The following is a 22,715-nucleotide window of genomic DNA, read 5'->3' as shown; positions in this document are numbered from 1 at the left end:
AGGACGTTCCCGCCGTCTAATGCGCGAGGAGAATGGCCATGGGGGCCAGTCTAACGGGGTTGTGCAACCAGTTTTTCTGGTTCGGGTGTTCGATCTTGGCGGGGCGCCGTTCCGGGGCGTTGTCGGTGCCGGCTGCCAGACTGGGCGGCGGATGAGGGATTCCGGCGGGATCACGAGGGAGTGATCGGCATGGCAGGGACGAACGGCGGGCGTCCGAGCATCTTCCCGACAGTGCTGTACCGGGACGCGAAGGCGGCGATCCGGCAGCTCACCGAGGCGTTCGGCTTCACCGAGCTGTCGGTGTACGAGGGGGAGGACGGCTCCGTGCTCCACGCCGAGCTGGTGCAGGGCAACGGCGCGGTGATGCTCGGCTCGAAGGGGCGCGGCGGTGTCTTCGACACGGCGATGAAGGACGCCGGCCCGGCGGGGGTGTACGTCGTGGTCGACGACGTCGACGCCCACCACCGGCGGGCCGTGGAGCACGGCGCGGAGATCCTGATGCCCCCGACGGACCAGGACTACGGCTCCCGGGACTACATGGCCCGGGACGCCGAGGGCAACATCTGGAGCTTCGGCACGTACACGCCCGAGGTGCAGGGCTGACGGCCGCCCCCGAGCCGTCGGGGGGGCCGTAGGCCCTGTCGGGGTCAGCCCCCGGTGTGGACCTGGAAGGCGGCCCGGCGGACGGCCTTGGCCAGCGCCGGGTCGGGGTGCGCGGCGGCGAGCGCGACCAGGACCTGCACGGTGCGCGGGTGTCCGACGGCGCGCACCTCGTTCAGGAGCGCGGGGACGGTCGGCTGCACCGCGGACTCCAGGTGCCGCACCAGCATCGGCGCCTCGCCGTGGTCGGCGACGGCGGCCGCGGTGTCGACCCACAGCCAGGTCGCCTCCTCGCGGGTGAGCACCTCGTGCGCGTCCTCGGGGTCGGCGCCGTCGTGCTCGGCGAGCCAGAGCAGGGCGTACGGCCTCAGGGCCGGCTCCTCGACGACGGCGCTGACGTCGGGTTCGGCAGGGGCGCCGACGACGCGCAGCGCCTCGAAGGCGAGGCCGCGCAGCAGGGCGTCCTCGCCGCGGGCGGCCGACAGCAGCTCGGTGACGGCGCTGCCGACGGGCCGGGCGGCGAGCCAGGCCCGGTACTCGGCGCGGGCCGCGTTCGGGCGGAGCTGGGCGCAGCCGCGGAGCATCTCCTCGGCGGCGACCTCGATGTTGCCGGCGGGACTCTGCGCGGCCACGCAGATCTGCTCCAGCTTGACCCAGACCGCCCAGCTGCCGAGCGGGGTGAGCGTGGCCTGTCCGTCGCCGCAGGTGAGGGCACCGACGGAGGCGAGGGCGTCCAGGGCCCAGTCGAGGAGCGGGGCGAGTTCCGGGGCCCTGGCCTCCTCCGCCGGGTCGGCGTCGGCGGAGGAGGCCGGGGCCTCGGGTTTCGCGGTGGCGGCCTCGGGGCCGTAGGAGACCTCGCAGCGTTCGGTGCGCAGTTCGGTGACGCGCTGGCCGAGGAGGTCGAGGAGCTGGTCCACCGGGACGGGTCCGGCGGACAGCTGGAGGAAGGAGAGGACCTGCGGCATGGCGGAGACGACCTCGGCGACGGCGCCGGGTTCCTGTTCCCGGGGCTCGGGGGTGGCGAGCGACCAGGCGTCGAACAGGGCCACCCAGCCGCGCAGCACCGCACTGTCGTCGCGGTCCCAGGCGCGCAGGCGCCAGCCGGGGCGGGCGCTGTCGCCGTGCACCTCGACGAGGCCGGCGAGCCGGGCGGTGTCCCAGTCGGCGCGCACCTGCGCCGGGGTGAGGCCGAGATCGGCCGCCGCCCGTTCGGCGGTCGTGTCGGAGAAGGTGGCCTTGCCGTCGTCGGTCGCTCCGTTGCGGCCGGGGCCCAGGGCGGCGTCGGCCCAGCGGGCGACGCGGGCGGCGGCGGCGAGCCTCGAGCGCGCCATTCCGGCCAGTTCGGCCCGGGCCGGCGTGCCCTCCGGCGGGCGGGGTGCGGGGCGGCGCGGGCGCCGCTGGTTCACAGCTGTGGGGGCGGCGGCCAGGGGTCGCGGGCGGACGAGTCGAAGCCTGGAGTCGCGCGGGATACGGGACGTCACGGGTGCAGTCTTCCGGTTGACGGTCCGAAAACCCAAACGGAATGCCCTGGCAGGGCGGGGACCCGGTCCCGGGACGGGGGCCGGAGACGGGTGAGGAGACGTGATCAAGCCACTGGTACGGGGTTAAACGGAACCTTCGGGACGGGGTGCGCGGCCCGGTGCGCGCGGGGGCGCGGGGACGCCTGGTGCCGGTGAGCGGAAGGAGGCGGCGGCGCCTCGGGCGGGACGATGGTGCCCCTCGGCAACGGGCAGGGTGGCCCGCGGGCGGGGAGGGTGGCGGCCCCTTGGCGGAGCCCCGCCGCGCTGCCCTGCGGCGGAGGTCACATCAGCGGGGTCAGGAAGCGGCGGAGGACTTCCTCGTAGGCGGCGGGGTCGGCGTTCCACATGGCGGCGTGGGGGGCCTGCCGGACTGGGTGGAGGGTGACGAGGTCGGGGCGCCGGGCGGCGAGCCGGCGGGTGGCCTCCCAGGGGGCGACCGTGTCGTCGGGGCCGTGGAGGACCAGGGCCGGGACGCGCAGGCGGATGGGGTCCGCCGCCTCGTCGGGGTGGTGGGCGTCCAGGCCGGTGCGGCCCTGCGCGGCGCGGACGGCGAGGGGCAGCAGCGCGCCGGGGGTGTGGCGGGCGGCGGCGAGGGCGCGCAGGGTGGCCTGCCAGTCGAGTACCGGGGAGTCCAGCACCAGCCCCGAGACGAGGTCGCGCAGACCGGAGTGGGCGGCGGCCCGCAGGGCCATGGTGGCGCCGGTGGACCAGCCGAGCAGGACGACGCGTTCGGCGCCGTGGCGCGCGGCGTAGCGCAGGGCCGCGTCGACGTCCCGCCACTCGGTGGCGCCGAGGTGGTTGAGGCCGTCCGGGGGGCGGGGCGCGCCGAGGTCGCCGCGGTAGGCGAGGGCGAGCACCGGGAAGCCCCGGCGGTGCAGGAAGCGGGCGAGGTTGAGCGCGTGCTCCCGGGTGGTGCCCAGGCCGTGCACGGCGATCACCCAGGTGCGGCGGGCGCCGGGGACGAACCAGGCGGGCAGCGGTCCGAGCTCGCCGGGGACGTGGACGTCGGCGTGGTCGAGGCCGAGCGCGCCGCTCGGGGTGCCGACGTACAGGTTCGGGGTGAGCCACACCGCGTCGCCGGGGCTCAGCGTGCCGTGGGTGACGCGTTCCAGGCGGCGGACGACGGTGTCGGCGGAGGGGGGCGCGGTGGCCAGGACCGGGCCGACGACCGCGTGGGAGCCGTTCCCGGCGAGGCCGTAGGTGCCGGGCCGCAGGGTGGCCAGGTCGCGGGTGAGCACGATCTGGCCGGCGGCGGTGCCGTGCACGGTGAGCCGGGGTTCGGTGGGCAGGGGGCGGCCGGGCGGCGCCTTGAGCGCGGCGTCGCTGGCGAACCGGCCGGCGGCGACACTGGCGGCGCCGGCGGCCAGGGCTGCGGTGACGGCGGCGGCCGTCGCGGTGACAGTGCGCACCCGTCCAGTGTCCCGGCCGATCGTCCGACCGGCCAGTGGTGGCACGGGACGGACCGGAGCACGGCGTCGTGCCAGAAGCCGGAGCACGGCGTTCCAGAGGCCGGAGCACGGCGCGCCAGGGGCCGGAGCACGGCGCGGGACGGGTGCCGGAGCACGGCGCGCCACGGGCCGGAACACGCGCCACGCGCCGGAGCACGGCGCGGGACGGGTGCCGGAGCACGGCGCGCCACGGGCCGGAACACGCGCCACGCGCCGGAGCACGGCGTGCCGTGGGCCGCCCGGTCAGGGCCGCTGCCCGTAGCCCCCCAGCCGCTCCGCCACCGCCGACAGCTGCTCCGGTGTCAGGAGGGTCGGGGTGAGGCCGGGCACCGAGGACGCGGTGAGCCACAGCCGGCACATCCACTCCAGCTGGGCGGTGCGGTCGTAGGCCTGGTCGAGGGTGGCGCCGTAGGTGAGGGTGCCGTGGTTCTGGAGGAGGCAGCCGGTGCGGCCGTCGAGGGCCCGGAGCATGTTGTCCGCCAGTTCTCGGGTGCCGTAGGTCGCGTAGGGGGCGACCCGGACGGAGCCGCCGAGGGCGCAGACCATGTAGTGCACGGACGGGAGTTCGGTGACGAGGGTGGAGACGGCCGTGGCGTGCACGGCGTGGGTGTGGACGACGGCGCGGGCGTCGGTGGTGCGGTAGACGGCGAGGTGCATCGGCAGTTCGCTGGTGGGGACCAGGGTGCCGAGGACCTGCCGGCCGTCGAGGCGGACGCCGGTGATGTCGTCGGCGGTGAGGCGGTCGTAGGGCACGCCGGAGGGGGTGACGAGCACGGTGTCGCCGACCCGGACCGAGACGTTGCCGGAGGTGCCGACGACCAGCCCGTCGGCGGCGGTGCGGCGGGCCGTCGCCAGCAGGTCCGCCCAGGCCAGGGCCTCCTCCGTCCCCGGTGTGCCGGCGGTGTCGTGGCGGGGGTCACGTCGCAGTTCAGCCATGCCCATGATCCTGCCAGGGGCGGCGCCCGGACGGCCGGAATACGAGACTCCGCAGACAGTCATCACGAAGCCCGACTCAGTTCACCTTCCGTTCACCCAGGTTACCTACGTTCATCCAGCCAATGACCTCGAACGATTGCCTGGGTAAATGGAAAACTTCTCGCTGATCCTCGCGATTGTGGTGGTAACCGCACTCGCGTTCGATTTCACGAACGGTTTCCACGACACCGCCAACGCGATGGCCACGACCATCTCGACCGGCGCACTCAAGCCCAAGGTCGCGGTGGCCATGTCCGCCGTGCTCAACCTTGTAGGCGCATTCCTCTCGGTGGAGGTCGCCAACACGATCTCCAAGGGTCTCGTCGACGAGACCGGCATCCGTCCCGAGGTCATCTTCGCCGCCCTGGTCGGCGCGATCCTCTGGAACCTTCTGACCTGGCTGGTCGGACTCCCCTCCAGTTCCTCGCACGCCCTCATGGGCGGTCTGATCGGCGCCACCATCGCCTCGGCGGGCGTCGGCGCGGTCCACGGCGACGTGCTCGTCACCAAGGTGCTGCTCCCGGCGGTCGCCGCCCCGATCGTGGCGGGCGTCGCCGCGATGTTCGCCACCCGCCTGTCGTACACGCTCGGCCGGAAGGCCGACGGCAAGGCGGCCGAGAAGGGCTACCGGGCCGGCCAGATCGCCTCGGCGGGCCTGGTCTCCCTCGCCCACGGCACCAACGACGCGCAGAAGACGATGGGCATCATCACCCTCGCCCTGGTCGCCGGCGGCGCCGTCGCCCCCGACTCCGACCCGCCGATGTGGGTCATCCTCTCCGCGGGCCTCGCCATCGCGCTCGGCACCTACCTGGGTGGCTGGCGCATCATCCGCACCATGGGCAAGGGCCTGACCGACCTCCAGCCGCAGCAGGGCTTCGCCGCCCAGACCAGCGCGGCCACCGTCATCCTCGCCTCCTCCCACCTCGGCTTCTCCCTCTCCACCACGCACTCGGTCTCCGGCGCGGTGATGGGCGCGGGGCTGGGCCGCAAGGGCGGCGTCGTCCGCTGGTCGACGGCCACCCGGATGTTCGTCGCCTGGGGCCTGACCCTGCCGGCCGCGGCCGTCGTCGGCGCGCTCGCCGAGTACGTCACCGGCCTCGGCGCCTGGGGCACGGGCCTTGTCGCGGTCTTCCTCGTCGCCTCCAGCGCCGCGATCTGGAAGCGGTCCCGGAACGAGGTCGTGGACGCGTCGAACGTCAACGGCACCGACGAGCCGGCCGGCGTGGTCACCACGGCGATCGCGGCCGTCACCCCGCCCCCGGCGGGCACGGTCCCGGCGGGCACGATCCCGGACGGGCCGATCGCCGCCGTCCCGACGCCGGCCGCACCGGCCATCGCCACCGAGCCGACGGCTCCCGCCGCCTGAGCCCGCCCACCCGGCACGAAGGAAGAGAAGCATCATGAAGATCGACTGGGCGGCCCTGGGCTCCGTCTTCGGCGTCAGCCTCGTGGTCACGGTGGCCCTGGTGACGCTCTTCACCCTCGGCATCATGGGCCTGTCGCGGCGCGAGCGGGCCGCGGCGCAGGGCGGGACGGCCGCGCTCGCGGTCACCGGCGCGTACGCGTGCTTCGCCGCGTGCGCGGCCGCGGTGGCGTACGGCATCTCGCTGATCGTGGCCTGAGCCACGCGCCACGGGTCCCCGCCCCTCCCCCACTCCCTCTCCTCCCCCTCCCGTCCCTCTCTCCCCCGCCCTGTCGGCGTCCGCCTCACCGGCGGTCCCGGCGGGGCGGACACACGTCCACGCGGGCCGTCCCGGACGGCCGGTGTGGGGTTCTGCACACTCTCCCCGTGCAGGTCAACACCAAGTTGACGGCCGTTCCGGGCCCGTGGTGGACTGCCGGAGCCATGTACGGCGACAGGAAGAGGAAGCCGGTGTGAATCCGGCGCGGTCCCGCCACTGTCACCGGGGTAGACACCCCCGGGAGCCAGGAACTCTCGTCGCCGGTCTCGTCGAACCAGGGCGTGGACACCCTGAGTGAGGACATATCGCCATGCTCGGCTGCCGTTCGAGGTCACGTACCCGGTCGTTGCCCGACCCCGCGGCCGGCTGAGCCGATGGGTGCCGATCGCGTTCACGCGTACGGCGCCGCCGCCGGCCTCCTGGGGGACCTGCTCCTCGGCGATCCGCGCCGGGGACATCCGGTCGCCGTGTTCGGGCGGGCCGCGGCCGGCGTGGAGCGGGTGCTGTGGCACGACCACCGCGGGTGGGGCGCGCTGCACACCGCCGTGTGCGTCGGCGGGGCCGTGGCCCTGGGCGCCGGCGCCGCACGCGCCGTCCGGTCGTCGGCCGCCGCCTCCGTCGCCCTGACCGCCACCGCCACCTGGGCCGTCGTCGGCGGGACCTCCCTCGTGCGCGAGGCCCGGACCATCGGGCGGTGTCTGGAGGCGGGGGACGTCGAGGGCGCGCGGGCCCGGCTGCCGCATCTGTGCGGGCGGGACCCGCAGGCCCTGGACGCGGACGGGATCGCCCGCGCCGTCGTCGAGTCCGTCGCCGAGAACACCTCCGACGCCGTGGTCGGCGCGCTGGTGTGGGGCGCCGTGGGCGGCGTGCCGGGGCTGCTCGGCTTCCGGGCCGTCAACACCCTCGACGCCATGGTCGGCCACAGGTCTCCGCGTCACCGTCGCTACGGCTGGGCCTCGGCACGCCTGGACGACCTCGCCGGCTGGCCGGGGGCACGGCTGACGGCCGTCCTCGCCGCCGTCGCCGGGGACGATCCCCGCGGGGCCGTACGGGCCTGGCGGGCCGACGCGCGCAAGCACCCCAGCCCGAACGCCGGCCCGGTGGAGGCCTCCTTCGCCGGCGCCCTCGGGGTGCGGCTGGGCGGGACCCTGTCCTACGGCGGCCGGGTCGAGCACCGGCCCGTGCTCAACGGGCCGGCCGGGCGGCCCGTGGCCGCGCGGGACATCGAACGCGCCGCGCGGCTCTCCCGCCGTGTCGGCCTCCTCGCGCTCGGCGTCACCGTCGCCGCGCGCCTCGTCGCGAAGGGGCGTACGTCATGAGCGGGGGTCTCCTCGTCGCCGGCACCACCTCCGACGCCGGCAAGAGCGTCGTCACCGCCGGGATCTGCCGGTGGCTGGTGCGGCAGGGAGTGAAGGTCGCGCCCTTCAAGGCGCAGAACATGTCGCTGAACTCGTTCGTGACACGGGAGGGCGCCGAGATCGGGCGCGCCCAGGCCATGCAGGCCCAGGCATGCCGGGTGGAGCCGACCGCGCTGATGAACCCCGTGCTGCTCAAGCCCGGTGGCGAGCAGAGCAGCCAGGTCGTGCTGCTCGGGAAACCGGTCGGCGAGATGAGCGCCCGCGGGTACCACGGGGGACGGCAGCGGCAGCTGCTCGGGACCGTGCTGGAGTGCCTCGAGACGTTGCGGGGCACGTATGACGCGGTGATCTGTGAGGGGGCCGGTTCTCCCGCCGAGATCAACCTGCGGCGGACGGACATCGTGAACATGGGGATCGCGCGGGGCGCCGGGCTGCCCGTGCTCGTCGTCGGCGACATCGACCGGGGCGGCGTCTTCGCGTCGTTCTTCGGGACCGTCGCCCTGCTCTCCCCCGAGGACCAGGCGCTCGTCGCCGGGTTCCTCGTCAACAAGTTCCGCGGCGACGTCTCGCTGCTGGAGCCGGGCCTGGACATGCTGCACGGGCTGACCGGGCGGCGGACGTACGGGGTGCTGCCGTTCCGGCACGGGCTCGGCATCGACGAGGAGGACGGAATGGGGGTGTCGCTGCGCGGCACGGTCCGGGAGTCGGCCGTCGCGCCTCCCGTCGGGGAGGACGTGCTGCGGGTCGCCGTCTGCGCGGTGCCGTACATGTCCAACTTCACCGACGTCGACGCGCTGGCCGCCGAACCGGGCGTCGTGGTGCGGTTCGTGGACCGGCCGGAGGAACTGGCCGACGCCGACCTCGTGGTCGTCCCCGGCACCCGGGGGACCGTGCGGGCGCTGGAGTGGCTGCGGGAGCGGGGGCTGGCCGACGCCCTGGTCCGCCGGGCGGCCGAACAGCGGCCCGTCCTCGGCATCTGCGGCGGCTTCCAGCTCCTCGGCGAGCGCATCGACGACGAGGTCGAGAGCCGCCGGGGGCGGGTGGACGGGCTCGGCGTCCTCCCCGTACGTGTGCGCTTCGCCCGGGAGAAGACCCTCACCCGGCCCGTCGGGGAGGCCCTCGGGGAGCCGGTCGAGGGCTACGAGATCCACCACGGGGTCGCCGAGGTCCTGGGCGGGGAGCCCTTCCTCGACGGCTGCCGGGTCGGGCAGGTCTGGGGCACGCACTGGCACGGTTCGCTGGAGTCGGACGGATTCCGGCGGGCCTTCCTGCGCGAGGTGGCGGCCGCCGCGGGCCGTCGCTTCGTGCCCGCCGCCGGCACCTCGTTCGCCGCGCTGCGCGAGGAGCAGCTCGACCGGCTCGGCGACCTGATCGAACAGCACGCGGACACCGACGCGCTCCGGCGGCTCATCGAGTCGGGCGCGCCGCAAGGACTGCCTTTCATTCCACCGGGAGCGCCCGCATGAGCACAGTGTTGTTGTTGTCGACCGCCGACACCGATCTGCTGGCGGCCCGGTCCGCCTCCGGCGCCTCCTACCGGATCGGCAACCCGACCCGGGTGGACGTCGAGCGGGACCTCCCGGGGCTGCTCGAGGGCGCCGACCTCGCCGTCGTACGGCTGCTGGGCGGCAAGCGGGCCTGGGAGGACGGGCTGGCCGCGCTGCGGGCGTCCGGGATCCCGACCGTGCTGCTCGGCGGGGAGAGCGTGCCCGACGCCGAGCTGATGGCCGAGTCGTCGGTGCCCGCCGGTGTCGTCGCGGAGGCCCTCAGGTACCTCGTCGAGGGCGGCCCGGCCAACCTGACCGAGCTGGCGCGGTTCCTGTCGGACACCGTGCTGCTGACCGGCGAGGGGTTCGACGAGCCGCGCACGATGCCCGAGTTCGGGGTGCGCGGGGAGCGGGACCTCGTCGCGGGCCGGCCGACCGTCGGCGTGCTCTTCTACCGGGCCCACGAGCTGAGCGGCAACACCGCCTTCGTGGACACGCTGTGCGAGGCGATCGAGGCGCGGGGTGCCAACGCGCTGCCCGTGTACTGCGGTTCGCTGCGGGGCGCGGACCCCGCGCTGTACGAGATCCTCGGCCGGGCCGACGCGCTCGTCGCCACCGTCCTCGCCGCCGGCGGCACGCACGCCTCGCAGGCATCGGCGGGCGGCGACGAGGAGGCCTGGGACATCGGTGCCCTGGCCGACCTCGACGTGCCCGTCCTCCAGGGGCTCTGCCTGACCTCCTCCCGGGCCGCCTGGGACGCCTCCGACGCCGCCCTGTCCCCCATGGACGCGGCGATGCAGGTCGCCATCCCGGAGTTCGACGGGCGGCTGATCACCGTGCCGTTCTCCTTCAAGGAGCAGGGGCCCGACGACGTGCCGGTGTACGTCGCCGACCCCGAGCGGGCCGCCCGGGTCGCCGGGATCGCCGTCCGGCACGCCCGGCTGCGGCACAAGCCGAACGCCGAGAAAAGGATCGCGCTCGTCTTCACCGCCTACCCGACCAAGCACTCCCGCGTCGGCAACGCGGTCGGCCTCGACACCCCCGCGTCGGCGGTGCGGGTCCTGGACGCGCTGCGGGACGCGGGGTACGCGCTGACCGAGTACCCGTCCGGCGGCGACGAGCTGATCCACCGGCTCATCGAGGCCGGCGGGCACGACGTGGAGTGGCTGACGGAGGAGCAGCTCGCCGCCGCGCCGGCCCGGGTGCCGCTGGCCGACTACCGGGCCTGGTTCGACCGGCTCGACCCGGAGCTGCGGGAGGCGATGCTGGAGGCCTGGGGGGAGCCGCCGGGCTCGCTGTACGTCGACGGGGACGACATCGTGCTGGCCTCCCTGCGGTTCGGGAACGTCGTGGTGATGATCCAGCCGCCGCGCGGCTTCGGCGAGAACCCGATCGCGATCTACCACGACCCCGACATGCCGCCGTCGCACCACTACCTGGCCGCGTACCGGTGGCTGGAGAACAGTTTCGGCGCCGACGCGGTCGTCCACATGGGCAAGCACGGCACGCTGGAGTGGCTGCCGGGCAAGGGGCTCGGCCTCAGCGGCGGCTGTGCCCCGGACGCCGTCCTCGGTGAACTCCCGCTGGTCTACCCCTTCATCGTCAACGACCCCGGCGAGGGCACCCAGGCCAAGCGGCGCGGACACGCCACCGTCGTCGACCACCTGGTGCCGCCGATGGCGCGCGCCGACACCTACGGCGACCTGGCGAAGCTGGAGCAGCTCCTCGACGAGTACGCGCTCGTCTCCGACCTGGACCCGGTCAAGGCGCCGGCCGTGCGCGCCCAGATCTGGACGCTGGTCAAGGCGGCTGAGCTCCACCACGACCTGCACGTGGCCGAGCAGCCGGGCGACGACGACTTCGACGAGTTCGTCATGCACATCGACGGCTACCTGTGCGAGATCAAGGACGTGCAGATCCGGGACGGGCTGCACGTCCTGGGCGGCGGCCCGGTCGGTGAGCCGCGGGTGAACCTGGTGCTCGCGGTGCTGCGGGCCTCGCAGGTGTGGGGCGGGCAGGCGAACGCGCTGCCGGGCCTGCGGGCCTCGCTGGCCGCGCACTTCGGGCTGGTGGAGAAGGAGCTGCTCGCCGAGCCGGGGGCGCCGGTGAAGGTGCCCGTCGAGCTGACGGACCTGGTGGCGGGGCCGTCGCGCACGGCCGCCGACGCGATCGACCTGCTGGAGCAGCTGTGCCGGCGGCTCGCCGAGGGCTCGGAGTCGCGCGGGTGGGACACCGCGGCCGTCCCGGGCCTGGTCCGTGAGGTGATCGGCGCCGAACTCCCGGACGCCGTGGCCGTGCTGGAGTTCGCCTGCGCCGAGGTCGTGCCGCGGCTGGCCCGCACCACCGACGAGATCGGGAACGTCCTGCGCGCCCTGGACGGCGGTTACGTCCCCGCGGGACCGTCCGGCTCCCCCACCCGCGGGCTGGTCAACGTCCTGCCGACCGGGCGGAACTTCTACTCCGTCGACCCCAAGGCCATTCCCTCGCGGCTCAGCTGGGAGGTCGGGCAGTCGCTCGCCGACTCCCTCGTCCAGCGGTACCTCCAGGACACCGGCGCGTACCCGAAGTCCGTCGGCCTGACGGTCTGGGGCACGTCGGCGATGCGCACCCAGGGCGACGACATCGCCGAGATCCTGGCGTTGCTGGGCTGCCGTCCGGTGTGGGACGACGCCTCGCGCCGGGTGACCGGGTTCGAGGTCGTCCCACTCGCGGAGCTCGGCCGGCCCCGCATCGACGTCACGGTCCGCATCTCCGGCTTCTTCCGGGACGCCTTCCCGCACGTCGTCGGGCTGATCGACGACGCGGTCCGGGCGGTGGCCGGGCTGGACGAGCCCGCCGAGTCCAACTACGTGCGGGCGCACGTCGAGGAGGACACGGCCGCGCACGGCGACCGGCGGCGGGCGACCGCCCGGATCTTCGGCTCCAAGCCGGGCGCGTACGGTGCCGGTCTGCTGCCGCTGATCGACGCGCGGAACTGGCGCTCGGACGCGGACCTCGCCGAGGTGTACGCGGTGTGGGGCGGCTACGCCTACGGGCGCGGACTCGACGGGCGGGCCGCGCGCGGGGACATGGAGACGGCGTTCCGGCGGATCGCGGTGGCGGCGAAGAACGTCGACACCAGGGAGCATGACATCGTCGATGCCGACGACTACTTCCAGTACCACGGCGGCATGGTCGCCATGGTCCGGCACCTGACGGGCGCCTCCCCGGAGGCGTACGTCGGCGACTCGGCCACGCCCGACCAGGTGAAGACCCGGACGCTGGGCGAGGAGACGCACCGGGTGTTCCGGGCGCGGGTGGTCAACCCGCGCTGGATGAGCGCGATGAGAAGGCACGGCTACAAGGGGGCCTTCGAGATGGCCGCCACGGTGGACTACCTGTTCGGGTACGACGCCACGGCCGGGGTGGTGGACGACTGGATGTACGAGCGGCTCGCGTCTGAGTACGTCTTCTCGGCGGAGAACCAGGAGTTCATGCGGAAGTCCAACCCGTGGGCGCTGAGGGGCATCACGGAACGGCTCCTGGAGGCGGCGGACCGGGGGCTGTGGGCGGAGCCGGACCAGGAGACCCTGGACCGGCTCCGAGCGACCTACCTCGAACTTGAGGGAGATCTGGAGGGCGACGAATGAGCGCCCTCAACACCCCCGCGACGGCGGGGACCACTGGATGTACGAGTAACTGCGTGCCGAGTACGTCGGACCACCCCCGCGACGGCGAGGACCAGGTCTCGATGATGGCTGCGTCGCCGACGCAGAAGCTGCCGTCGCCGCAAGAAGCACCCGAAGGAGTGAGCGCGCAGTGACCACCCCGTTCCCGTTCACGGCCGTCGTCGGCCAGGACGACCTGCGGCTCGCGCTGCTGCTGAACGCCGTGTCGCCGGCGGTCGGCGGCGTCCTGGTGCGCGGAGAGAAGGGGACCGCGAAGAGCACGGCCGTGCGCGCCCTGTCGGCGCTCATGCCGCGGGTCGACGTCGTCTCCGGGTGCCGTTTCTCCTGCGACCCCGGCTCCCCCGACCCCGGCTGCCCGGACGGCCCGCACGAGCCGGGGGCCTTCGAGTCCCGGCCGACGCGGATGGTCGAGCTGCCCGTCGGCGCCTCCGAGGACCGGCTCGTGGGCGCACTGGACATCGAACGGGCCCTCGCCGAGGGCGTGAAGGCGTTCGAGCCGGGCCTGCTCGCCGACGCGCACCGCGGGATCCTCTACGTCGACGAGGTCAACCTCCTCCACGACCACCTGGTCGACCTGCTGCTGGACGCGGCGGCGATGGGCGCCTCGTACGTGGAGCGCGAGGGCGTCTCCGTGCGGCACGCCGCCCGCTTCCTGCTCGTCGGCACGATGAACCCGGAGGAGGGCGAGCTGCGGCCGCAGCTGCTCGACCGGTTCGGGCTGACCGTGGAGGTCGCGGCCTCGCGGGAACCCGAGCAGCGGGTGGAGGTCGTCCGGCGGCGGCTGGCGTACGACGACGACCCGGACGGCTTCGCCGCGCGCTGGGCGGACGAGGAAGCCTCCGTACGGGCCCGCATCACGGCGGCGCGGGACCTGCTGCCGTCGGTGCGGCTCGGCGACGGGGCGCTGCGGCAGATCGCGGCGACCTGTGCGGCCTTCGAGGTGGACGGCATGCGCGCCGACATCGTGATGGCGCGCACGGCGACGGCGCTGGCCGCGTGGGCCGGGCGGACTCAGGTGCTGGCGGAGGACGTGCGGCAGGCCGCGCTGCTGGCGCTGCCGCACCGGCGGCGGCGCAACCCGTTCGACGCGCCGGGGCTGGACGAGGACAAGCTGGACGAGACGCTGGAGCGGTTCGGCGGGCAGGACGAGGGCGAGGGCGAGGGCAACGACGACCCCGATCCCGACGGGCCCGGCGGCGGTGGCGGGCGCCCGCCGTCGGACGGGCCCTCGGAGGGCACCTCGGGGGGCACCTCGGGGGGCCCCTCGGAGGGCACCTCGGGGGGCACCGAGGGGGGCGATGCCGCCGCGCGGCCGGAGGCCGGGGAGGGCCGGGAGCCCCGGCCGTCCGGAGCCGGGTCGGATGAGCAGCGGCCCGCGCGGGCCTCGGAGCCGTTCCGTACGAAGGTGCTGAGCGTGCCGGGTCTCGGCGACGGGGCCGCCGGACGGCGCTCGCGGGCGCGGACCGAGCACGGGCGGACCACCGGGGCCCGGCGGCCCCGGGGTGCGCTGACCAAGCTGCACCTGGCGGCGACCGTGCTGGCCGCCGCCCCGCACCAGCGGGCGCGCGGCCGGTCGGGGCCGGGGCTGGTGATCCGCCGGGACGATCTGCGGCAGGCGACGCGGGAGGGGCGCGAGGGCAACCTGGTGCTGTTCGTCGTGGACGCCTCCGGGTCGATGGCGGCGCGGCAGCGGATGGGCGCCGTGAAGGGCGCCGTGCTGTCACTGCTGCTCGACGCCTACCAGCGGCGGGACAAGGTGGGGCTGGTGACCTTCCGCGGGTCGGCGGCCGATGTCGCGCTGCCGCCGACCTCGTCGGTGGACGCGGCGGCGGTCCGGCTTCAGTCGCTGCCGACGGGCGGGCGGACACCGCTCGCGGCGGGGCTGCTCAAGGCGCACGAGGTGCTGCGGGTGGAGCGGCTGCGGGACCCGGCGCGCCGGGCCCTGGTCGTGGTGGTGACCGACGGGCGGGCCACCGGCGGCCCCGAGCCGGTGGCGCTGGCCTCGCGAGCGGCGCGGCTGTTCGCGGCGGAGTCGGTCGCCTCGGTGGTCGTGGACTGCGAGTCGGGGCCGGTGCGGCTGGGACTCGCCGGACGGCTCGCGGACGAGCTGGGCGGTACGGCGGTGACGCTGGACGAGCTGCGGGCGGACTCCATCGCCGGGCTGGTCAGGGATGTGCAGGGAACGTCGAGGAGGGCCGCGTAGTGCCGCAGGGACAGCCGAGTGTGATTCCGGACGACGGTCTGACGACGCGTCAGCGGCGCAACCGGCCGCTGGTCGTCGTACACACGGGCATCGGCAAGGGCAAGTCCACCGCCGCCTTCGGGCTGGCGCTGCGCGCCTGGAACCAGGGCTGGCCCATCGGGGTGTTCCAGTTCGTCAAGTCGGCGAAGTGGAAGGTCGGCGAGGAGAACGCCCTGCGGGTCCTCGGCGCCTCCGGCGAGGGCGGCAGCGTCGACTGGCACAAGATGGGCGAGGGCTGGTCCTGGGTCCAGCGCGACGCGCAGATGGACAACGAGGACAAGGCCCGCGAGGGCTGGGAGCAGGTCAAGCGCGACCTGGCCGCCGAGACGTACCGGCTGTACGTGCTCGACGAGTTCGCGTACCCGATGCACTGGGGCTGGGTCGACACCGACGAGGTCGTGGAGGTGCTGCGGGCGCGGCCGGGCACCCAGCACGTCGTGATCACCGGGCGGAACGCGCCCGCGCAGCTGGTGGACCTCGCCGACCTCGTCACCGACATGTCCAAGGTCAAGCACCCGATGGACGCCGGGCAGAAGGGCCAGAGGGGCATCGAGTGGTGAGTTCGGTGCCCCGGCTGGTCGTCGCCGCGCCCTCCTCGGGCAGCGGCAAGACCACCGTGGCCACGGGGCTGATGGCCGCGCTCGCCGCGCGGGGGCTCGCCGTGTCCGGGCACAAGGTCGGGCCGGACTACATCGACCCCGGGTACCACGCGCTCGCGACCGGGCGCGCGGGGCGCAACCTGGACGCCTACCTGTGCGGGCCCGAGCTGGTCGCGCCGCTGTTCCTGCACGGGGCCCGCGGGTGCGACATCGCCGTCGTCGAAGGGGTCATGGGGCTCTACGACGGGGCCGCGGGCGAGGGCGAACTGGCGTCCACCGCCCAGGTGGCGAAGCTGCTGCGGGCGCCGGTGGTGCTGGTCGTGGACGCGTCGTCGCAGTCCCGGTCCGTCGCCGCGCTGGTGCACGGGTTCGTGACCTGGGACCCGGAGGTGCGGATCGGCGGCGTGATCCTGAACAAGGTGGGGTCGGACCGGCACGAGGAGCTGCTGCGGGAGGCGCTGGAGTCGGCCGGGGTGCCGGTGCTCGGTGTCCTGCGGCGGGTGCGGCAGGTGGACACGCCGTCGCGGCATCTCGGGCTGGTGCCGGTCGCCGAGCGGCGGGCCGCGGCGGTCGAGGCGGTGGCCGCGATGGCCGCGCAGGTGAGTGCGGGCTGCGATCTGGAGGGGCTGGTGGCGCTGGCCCGGGGGTCCGGCGCGTTGTCGTGCGCGGCCTGGGACGCGGCCGGGGCCGTGGCCGGTCCGCCCCCTCCGCCCCCGTCCTCCCCGTCCCCGGGGGCGGCCGCCCCCGGGGGCGAGGTGAGGGTCGCCGTCGCCGGCGGCCCCGCGTTCACCTTCTCCTACGCCGAGCACACCGAGCTGCTCACCGCCGCCGGTGCCGACGTCGTCCCCTTCGACCCCCTCCGCGACGAGCGGCTGCCCGAGGGGACGGGCGGCCTGGTGATCGGTGGCGGCTTCCCCGAGGTGTACGCCGGCGAGCTGTCCGCCAACGAGCCGCTGCGCACGGCGGTCGCGGAGCTCGCGCTGAGCGGCGCCCCGGTCGCCGCCGAGTGCGCGGGGCTGCTCTATCTGTGCCGGGAGCTGGACGGCCGGCCGATGTGCGGGGTGCTGGACGCCACCGCCCGGATGTCGGAGCGGCTCACGCTCGGGTACCGGGACGCGGTGGCGGTGAGCGACAGTGTGCTGGCCGCGGCGGGGACGCGGATGCGGGGGCACGAGTTCCACCGGACGGTCGTCGAGCCGGGTTCGGGGGCGGATCCCGCCTGGGGGCTGCGCGTCCCGCGGCGGCAGGTCGAAGGTTTTGTACAGCAGGGTGTGCACGCGAGTTATCTGCACACGCACTGGGCGGCCGAGCCCGGTGCGGCCCGTCGGTTCGTGGAGAGGTGCCGGACGTCATGAGCAGCAAGCTGATCGGAGTGGGGGTCGGTCCGGGCGATCCGGAGCTGGTGACCGTCAAGGGCGTCAACGCGCTGCGCGCGGCCGAGGTCGTGGTCGTGCCGGTCATGGACAGCGGGGAGCGCGGCCGGGCCGAGGCGACCGTGCTGCACTACGTGCCCGGGGAGAAGGTCGTCCGGGTGGTGTTCGCGCTGAACGAGCGCAGCGACCGGGCGCGCCGGGAGGCCGCCTGGGACGCCGCCGGGGAGCGGGTGGCCGCGCTGCTGCGCCGGCACGGCAGTGTGGCGTTCGCGACCATCGGGGACCCCAACGTGTACTCGACGTTCACGTATCTCGCCCAGACCGTCGCCGGGGCGGTGCCGGGGGTGGTCGTGGAGACCGTTCCCGGGATCACCGCCATGCAGGACCTGGCGGCGCGGTCGGGGGCCGTGCTCACGGAGGGCACCGAGCCGCTGACGCTGGTGCCGGTGACCGCGGGGTCCGCCGTGCTGAAGGACGCGCTGGCCGGGCCGGGCACCGTCGTCGCCTACAAGTTCGGGCGGCAGGCCGCCGAGGTCGCCGAGGCGCTGCGGGAGACCGGGCGGCTGGAGGACGCCGTGTGGGGGGCCTCGCTGGGGCTGCCCGAGGAGTCCGTCCGGCCCGCCGCCGACCTCGGTGCGGAGCCCCTCCCCTACCTCTCCACGCTCATCGCGCCGGCCCGGCGCGACGGCGGGCGGGGCGGCAAGCTGTGAGTCCGGCCGGGTCAGCCCGCCAGGCCCACCACCAGCCAGATGAACGCCACGCCCGCGACCGTGCACAGCAGGGTCGAGCGGGCCGGGTGCGTGTGGTGGGCCTCGGGGAGGATCTCGGCGGCCGCGAGGTACAGCAGCGCGCCGCCGAAGAACCCCAGGTAGGCGCCGAGCAGCGGTTCGGGGATGGTGACGAACACGGTCGAGGCGGCGCCCAGCACGGGGGCCACCGCGTCCGCGCACAGCATGGCCAGGGCTCTGCGGCGGTCGTTCCCGTACACGCTGGTGATCGTGTACGTGTTGAAGCCGTCCGCGAAGTCGTGAGCGACGACGGCGAGCGCGACGGCCGTGCCCATGCCGCCGCCCACCTGGAAGGCGGCGCCGATCGCCACACCGTCCATGGCGCTGTGACCGACCATGGCCGCGGCAGCCGTCAGGCCCACCTCGGGGGTGCGGCCGTCGTGCTCCTCCGCGCCGTGCGCCGCCTGCCGGTGGGCCAGCAGGCGTTCCACCAGATGGGCCAACAGGAACCCCGCGACGAAGAGCAGGAGCGCGGCCGGGACGCCGAGGACCTCGGTGCCGGCCGCCTCCAGGGCCTCGGGCAGCAGGTCCAGGCCGACCACGCCCAGCATCAGGCCGCCGGCCAGGCCCAGCACCAGATGGCGGCGGTCGGTCACCCGCTGTGCCGTCCAGCCGCCGGCCAACGTCATCAGGAACGCGCCGAGCGCGACGAACACCGCCATGCGCCCTTCGTATCCGATCACGCCCCGGCGGCGCACCTCCGGCCCCCGCGCGCGGGCACCGTCCGGCGGCCCGCGCAGACGGCGCCCGCCTCGGCCGGTGCCCCCGTCCGGGCCGGCCGTGCCCGCGCGCACGGCGCCGCCGGCGCCCCGGCTTCCTCCCGCACCGCACGAGCCCACGCGAACGCCCGGACGCACGGCACTCCGCCCCGGACGGCCGTCCCCCGCACCGCACGGCCGCGCGCGAACGCCCGGGCGCACCACGCCCCCCTCCCGCTCGCCCACTCCCGCACCGCACGGCCGCGCGCGAACGCCCGGGCGCACCACGCCCCCGTCCCCTTCGCCCGCTCCCGTACCGCACGGCCGCGTGCGGGCACCCGCGCGCACGGAGTGCCCGGCCCGCCGGCTCCCGCCCGCCCCCCGCTGCCGTGTGCGCCCGGCCCCGCCGCCCTGTTCTGATGCGGCACCCCCGCTCCGCTCCGGCCCGGTCCACCGGGCCGGTCCCCCTTCCGTCATGAGAGGACCCGAACCCATGGCCGACGCCCCCGCCGGCAAGGTGACCTTCGTCGGTGCCGGCCCCGGCGCCGCCGACCTGCTGACGTTCCGTGCCGCGCGCGCCATCGCCGAGGCCGACGTCGTGATCTGGGCCGCGAGCCTGGTGCAGGCGGAGGTCCTCGACCACGCCCGTGACGGCGCCGAGATCCTCGACTCGGCGGCCATGTCCCTGGAGGACGTCGTCGCCGTGTACGAGCGGGCCCGTGACACGGGGCTGCGCGTCGCCCGGATCCACTCCGGTGACCCCGCGCTGTGGGGCGGCACGCAGGAGCAGCTCGACCGGTGCCGGGAGATCGGCATCGAGACGGAGGTCGTGCCCGGGGTCTCCTCGTTCTCCGCGGTCGCCGCGCTCGCCCAGCGGGAGCTGACGATCCCGGAGGTCGCGCAGTCGGTGATCCTCACCCGGCTCGGCGGCGGCAAGACGCCGATGCCGCCCGGGGAGGAGGTCCGGGAGTTCGCCCGGCACGGCACCACCATGGCGCTCTTCCTGTCGGCCGCCCGCAGCGGGCAGCTCGTGCGGGAGCTGCTGGAGGGCGGCTATCCGACCGCCACGCCGGTCGTCGTCGCCTACCAGGCGACGTGGCCGGAGGAGCTGGTCGTGCGGTGCACGATCGGCACGCTGGAGGAGACCGTCAAGGAGCACAAGCTCTGGAAGCACACGCTGTTCCTGGTCGGGCCGGCCCTCGACGCGCACGGCACCCGCTCGCACCTGTACCACCCGGGCCACTTCCACGGCTACCGCAGGGCCGACCCGGCCGCCCGCAAGGCGCTGCGCGAGCGGGGTGCCGGTACGTGAGCCGTCCGATCACCGTCGTCGGCACGGGCACCGGGTCACCGCCGGACGACGGCGTCCTCGCGGGCGCCGGCCTGGTCGTCGGCGGGCGTCGGCACCTGGACGCCGTACGGCTGCCCGAGGGCGCCGGGCGGATCGTGCTCGGGCCGCTGGCGCCCGCTCTCGACGCGATGGAGGAGTACGTCGCGGCACGGCGGCGGGTGGTCGTGCTGGCCTCGGGCGACCCGGGGTTCTTCGGGATCGTGCGGGCGCTCGCCGAGCGGTTCGGACCGCACCGGCTCGAGGTGCGGCCCGGTGTCTCCTCCGTCGCCGCCGCCTTCGCCCGGCTCGGGCTGACCTGGGACGACGCCGTGGTCGTCAGCGCGCACGGGCGGGATCCGCGCACCGCCGTCCACCTGTGCCGGGCGTATCCGAAGGTCGCGGTGCTGACCGGTCCCGGCGCGGGCCCGGCCGAACTGGGCACCGCGCTCGCCCGGACCGCCCCGGGGCGGGTCCTGGTCGTGGCGTCCGCGCTGGGCGACCCGGTGGGCGAGCGCGTGGAGCGCGTCACCCCGGCCGAGGCCGCGGCCCGCGACTGGGGTACGGCGGTGAGCGTCGTGCTGTGCCTGGACGAGGGGCGGCTGCTCGGTCCGGTGCGGACCGTCGCGGGACCGGCCGGCCGCCCCGCCGGGTGGGCGCTGGACGAGGGCGGCTTCGCCCACCGCGACTCGATGATCACCAAGTTCGAGGTGCGGGCGCTGGCACTGGCCCGGCTCGGGCCGCGCCCCGGTGACCTGGTGTGGGACGTGGGGTCCGGTTCGGGGTCGGTGGCCGTGGAGTGTGCGCGGCTCGGCGCCGCCGTGAGCGCCGTGGAGAGGGCCGCGGACGGGGTCGCGCGGATCCGCGCCAACGCCGCCGCGCACGAGGTCGACGTGCACGTCGTGCACGGGACCGCGCCGGACGCGCTGGCCGGGCTGGACGATCCCGACAGCGTGTTCGTCGGGGGCGGGGGGCGTGAGCTGGCGGAGATCGTCGGCGTGTGCGCACGGCGGGCCCGGCGGAGCGTGGTCGTCGCGATGGCCGCGCTGGACCGGGTGCCGGCGGCGCGGGCCGCGCTCACGGACGCCGGTCTCGTCTGCGACGGCGTCCTGCTCCAGTCCTCGCGGCTCGCGCCGCTGCCGGGCGACGTGACCCGGCTGGCGGCCGCCAATCCCGTTTTCCTGCTGTGGGGGACCAGAGCCCCCGTCCCTGAAGAACCTGAAGAACCTGAAGAAGGAGTTCCCCAGTGATCGGCCTCATTTCCGCCACCGCGGCGGGGGCGGCGGCGCGCGACCGGCTGGCCGCGGCGTGGCCGGACCGCACCCGGGTGTACGACGGTCCCGTCGGGGACGCCGTCCGGCGGGCGTTCGCGGAGTGCGAGCAGCTCGTGTGTTTCCTGGCGACGGGCGCCGTCGTACGGCTGATCGCGCCGCTGCTCGGTGACAAGGCGTCCGACCCGGGTGTGGTCTGCGTCGACGAGGCCGGGCGGTTCGCGGTCCCGGTGGTCGGCGGGCACGCGGGCGGCGCCAACGCGCTGGCCCTGCGGGTGGGCGAGCTGCTCGGGGCCCGGCCCGTGGTGACGACGGCGACGGACGCCGTCGGCATCCCCGGCCTGGACACCCTCGGGCTGCCCGTGGAGGGCGATGTCGCCGGGGTGACGCGGGCGCTGCTGGACGGGGAGCCGGTGGTGCTGGACGCGGAGGTGGCGTGGCCGCTGCCGCCGGTGCCGTTCGCCGCGGAGGGCGCGTGCACCGTGCGGGTCACGGACCGGGCGGTCGCGGCCGGCTCCGGCGAGGTCCTGCTGCGTCCGCCGTCCCTGGTGGTGGGGGTGGGTGCGTCCAGGGGCGCCCCGGCCGGGGAAGTGCTCGACGTGATCGAAGGTGCTCTGCGGGACGCGGGACTGTCCGCGCGCAGCGTCGCCGAGCTGGCCACCGTGGACGCCAAGCGCGAGGAGCCGGGCATCCTGGGGGCGGCCGAGCGGCTCGGGGTGCCGGTGGTGACGTACTCCGCCGAGGAGCTGGCCGCCGTGCCGGTGCCGAACCCGTCCGACGCGCCCCTGGCCGCCGTCGGCACCCCGTCCGTCGCGGAGGCGGCGGCGCTGGCGCGCGGGGGCACCCTCCTCGTGCCGAAGCGGAAGTCGCGGCGCGGCGACGGCCGTCCCGCGATGGCGACCTGTGCCGTCGTACGGCGTCCGGGGCGCGGGCGGCTCGCGGTGGTCGGGCTCGGGCCCGGCGCCCGGGACCTGCTCACCCCGCGCGCGCGGGCGGAGCTGCGGCGGGCCTCGGTGCTCGTCGGGCTCGACCAGTACGTCGACCAGATCCGCGACCTGCTGCGGCCCGGCACCCGCGTCCTGGAGTCCGGGCTCGGCGCGGAGGAGGAGCGGGCCCGCACGGCCGTGGCGGAGGCTCGTCGCGGGCACGCCGTCGCGCTGATCGGCAGCGGGGACGCGGGCGTGTACGCCATGGCCTCGCCGGCGCTCGCCGAGGCGTCCGACGACATCGACGTGGTCGGGGTGCCGGGGGTGACCGCGGCGCTGGCCGCCGCGGCGCTGCTCGGCGCTCCGCTGGGCCACGACCACGTGTCGATCAGCCTGTCCGACCTGCACACGCCGTGGGAGGTCATCGAGCGGCGGGTGCGGGCGGCGGCCGAGGCGGACCTCGTGGTCACCTTCTACAACCCCCGTTCCCGGGGCCGCGACTGGCAGCTGCCCAAGGCGCTCGCGCTCCTCGCCGGGCACCGGGAACCGGCGACGCCGGTGGGTGTCGTGCGCAACGCCTCGCGTCCGGACGGGTCGGCGCGGGTGACGACGCTCGCCGCCCTCGACCCGGCGACGGTCGACATGATGACGGTCGTGACGGTGGGCAACACCGCGACCCGGAACATCGCGGGCCGCATGGTGACGCCGCGCGGCTACCGCTGGCAGGAGAGCTCGCAGGAGGAGGCACGGTGA

At 75.4% G+C, this 22,715-nt stretch carries 17 protein-coding genes and 1 riboswitch; of the genes, 13 read left to right on the top strand and 4 right to left on the bottom strand.

Going from position 1 to position 22,715, the window contains the following annotated elements; genetic code table 11:
* Positions 1-189: 189 nt before the first annotated feature.
* Positions 190-603 (top strand): VOC family protein, encoded by a 414-nt coding sequence (locus ACIP67_RS36855; protein ID WP_401697794.1) that lies wholly within the window; start codon positions 190-192, stop codon positions 601-603.
* A 44-nt stretch (positions 604-647) separates the two neighbouring features.
* Here ACIP67_RS36855 and ACIP67_RS36850 read toward each other — a convergent pair whose 3' ends face one another.
* The 3 genes from ACIP67_RS36850 to ACIP67_RS36840 all read right to left on the bottom strand — a co-directional run bounded on the left by ACIP67_RS36850 (position 648) and on the right by ACIP67_RS36840 (position 4,504).
* Complete coding sequence (locus ACIP67_RS36850) at positions 648-2,081, bottom strand: hypothetical protein (protein ID WP_401697792.1); 1,434 nt, start codon at positions 2,079-2,081, stop codon at positions 648-650.
* Positions 2,082-2,401: 320 nt separating this feature from the next.
* Positions 2,402-3,529, bottom strand: coding sequence for an alpha/beta hydrolase family protein (locus ACIP67_RS36845; RefSeq protein ID WP_401697790.1), 1,128 nt, complete (start codon positions 3,527-3,529; stop codon positions 2,402-2,404).
* 282 nt (positions 3,530-3,811) lie between these two features.
* Positions 3,812-4,504: a class II aldolase/adducin family protein gene (locus tag ACIP67_RS36840; RefSeq protein WP_401697788.1), complete on the bottom strand. Its 693-nt coding sequence runs from the start codon at positions 4,502-4,504 to the stop codon at positions 3,812-3,814.
* Between the two features lie 148 nt (positions 4,505-4,652).
* Here ACIP67_RS36840 and ACIP67_RS36835 point away from each other — a divergent pair, with 148 nt between their 5' ends.
* From ACIP67_RS36835 to cobI, 9 genes are all read left to right on the top strand, one after another.
* Positions 4,653-5,909, top strand: coding sequence for an anion permease (locus tag ACIP67_RS36835; protein ID WP_401697786.1), 1,257 nt, complete (start codon positions 4,653-4,655; stop codon positions 5,907-5,909).
* 34 nt (positions 5,910-5,943) lie between these two features.
* Positions 5,944-6,165 carry a hypothetical protein gene (locus ACIP67_RS36830; protein ID WP_401697784.1) on the top strand — a complete coding sequence of 74 codons (222 nt, stop codon included), beginning with the start codon at positions 5,944-5,946 and terminating at the stop codon, positions 6,163-6,165.
* A gap of 214 nt (positions 6,166-6,379) precedes the next feature.
* A riboswitch (cobalamin riboswitch) is annotated at positions 6,380-6,500 on the top strand.
* A gap of 99 nt (positions 6,501-6,599) precedes the next feature.
* Positions 6,600-7,544 carry a cobalamin biosynthesis protein gene (locus ACIP67_RS36825; protein WP_401697782.1) on the top strand — a complete coding sequence of 315 codons (945 nt, stop codon included), beginning with the start codon at positions 6,600-6,602 and terminating at the stop codon, positions 7,542-7,544.
* Positions 7,541-9,049: a cobyric acid synthase gene (locus ACIP67_RS36820; protein WP_401697780.1), complete on the top strand. Its 1,509-nt coding sequence runs from the start codon at positions 7,541-7,543 to the stop codon at positions 9,047-9,049. Before ACIP67_RS36825 ends, ACIP67_RS36820 begins: the two co-directional genes overlap by 4 nt.
* Positions 9,046-12,699: a cobaltochelatase subunit CobN gene (cobN, locus tag ACIP67_RS36815; protein WP_401697778.1), complete on the top strand. Its 3,654-nt coding sequence runs from the start codon at positions 9,046-9,048 to the stop codon at positions 12,697-12,699. Before ACIP67_RS36820 ends, cobN begins: the two co-directional genes overlap by 4 nt.
* 169 nt (positions 12,700-12,868) lie before the next feature.
* Entirely contained in the window at positions 12,869-14,941 is a 2,073-nt protein-coding gene (locus ACIP67_RS36810) for a putative cobaltochelatase (RefSeq protein WP_401697776.1), read from the top strand.
* Complete coding sequence (gene cobO / locus ACIP67_RS36805; protein WP_401697775.1) at positions 14,941-15,540, top strand: cob(I)yrinic acid a,c-diamide adenosyltransferase; 600 nt, start codon at positions 14,941-14,943, stop codon at positions 15,538-15,540. Before ACIP67_RS36810 ends, cobO begins: the two co-directional genes overlap by 1 nt.
* Positions 15,534-16,934, top strand: a complete 1,401-nt coding sequence (locus tag ACIP67_RS36800; protein WP_401697774.1) for a cobyrinate a,c-diamide synthase — start codon at positions 15,534-15,536, stop codon at positions 16,932-16,934. The genes cobO and ACIP67_RS36800 overlap by 7 nt, the downstream gene beginning before the upstream one ends.
* Entirely contained in the window at positions 16,931-17,662 is a 732-nt protein-coding gene (cobI, locus tag ACIP67_RS36795; protein WP_401697772.1) for a precorrin-2 C(20)-methyltransferase, read from the top strand. The genes ACIP67_RS36800 and cobI overlap by 4 nt, the downstream gene beginning before the upstream one ends.
* An 11-nt stretch (positions 17,663-17,673) precedes the next feature.
* Here cobI and ACIP67_RS36790 read toward each other — a convergent pair whose 3' ends face one another.
* Positions 17,674-18,402: a ZIP family metal transporter gene (locus ACIP67_RS36790; RefSeq protein ID WP_401697770.1), complete on the bottom strand. Its 729-nt coding sequence runs from the start codon at positions 18,400-18,402 to the stop codon at positions 17,674-17,676.
* 529 nt (positions 18,403-18,931) lie between these two features.
* On the opposite strand from ACIP67_RS36790, the gene cobM reads away from it, so the two are divergent.
* Genes cobM through cobJ form a run of 3 tightly spaced genes read left to right on the top strand, consistent with a single transcriptional unit; the run spans position 18,932 to position 22,715 of the window.
* Positions 18,932-19,750: a precorrin-4 C(11)-methyltransferase gene (gene cobM, locus ACIP67_RS36785; RefSeq protein ID WP_401697769.1), complete on the top strand. Its 819-nt coding sequence runs from the start codon at positions 18,932-18,934 to the stop codon at positions 19,748-19,750.
* The gene (cbiE, locus tag ACIP67_RS36780) at positions 19,747-21,015 is read left to right on the top strand and encodes a precorrin-6y C5,15-methyltransferase (decarboxylating) subunit CbiE (protein WP_401697768.1); all 1,269 of its coding nucleotides are present in this window, start codon (positions 19,747-19,749) and stop codon (positions 21,013-21,015) included. Before cobM ends, cbiE begins: the two co-directional genes overlap by 4 nt.
* On the top strand, positions 21,012-22,715 hold the full coding sequence (cobJ, locus tag ACIP67_RS36775; RefSeq protein WP_401697767.1) for a precorrin-3B C(17)-methyltransferase: 1,704 nt from the start codon (positions 21,012-21,014) through the stop codon (positions 22,713-22,715). Before cbiE ends, cobJ begins: the two co-directional genes overlap by 4 nt.

Source organism: Streptomyces sp. NPDC088812 (genome assembly GCF_044750285.1).
Classification (GTDB): Bacteria; Actinomycetota; Actinomycetes; order Streptomycetales; family Streptomycetaceae; genus Streptomyces.
This window is presented reverse-complemented; position numbering and strand designations above follow the sequence as displayed.

Coding starts and splice junctions, on each gene's coding strand:
- ACIP67_RS36855 (WP_401697794.1), top strand. CDS start 190: ATGGCAGGGACGAACGGCGGGCGTCCGAGCATCTTCCCGACAGTGCTG.
- ACIP67_RS36830 (WP_401697784.1), top strand. CDS start 5,944: ATGAAGATCGACTGGGCGGCCCTGGGCTCCGTCTTCGGCGTCAGCCTC.
- cobI (WP_401697772.1), top strand. CDS start 16,931: ATGAGCAGCAAGCTGATCGGAGTGGGGGTCGGTCCGGGCGATCCGGAG.
- cobM (WP_401697769.1), top strand. CDS start 18,932: ATGGCCGACGCCCCCGCCGGCAAGGTGACCTTCGTCGGTGCCGGCCCC.
- ACIP67_RS36840 (WP_401697788.1), bottom strand. CDS start 4,504: ATGGCTGAACTGCGACGTGACCCCCGCCACGACACCGCCGGCACACCG.
- ACIP67_RS36835 (WP_401697786.1), top strand. CDS start 4,653: ATGGAAAACTTCTCGCTGATCCTCGCGATTGTGGTGGTAACCGCACTC.
- ACIP67_RS36790 (WP_401697770.1), bottom strand. CDS start 18,402: ATGGCGGTGTTCGTCGCGCTCGGCGCGTTCCTGATGACGTTGGCCGGC.
- cobN (WP_401697778.1), top strand. CDS start 9,046: ATGAGCACAGTGTTGTTGTTGTCGACCGCCGACACCGATCTGCTGGCG.
- ACIP67_RS36825 (WP_401697782.1), top strand. CDS start 6,600: ATGGGTGCCGATCGCGTTCACGCGTACGGCGCCGCCGCCGGCCTCCTG.
- ACIP67_RS36820 (WP_401697780.1), top strand. CDS start 7,541: ATGAGCGGGGGTCTCCTCGTCGCCGGCACCACCTCCGACGCCGGCAAG.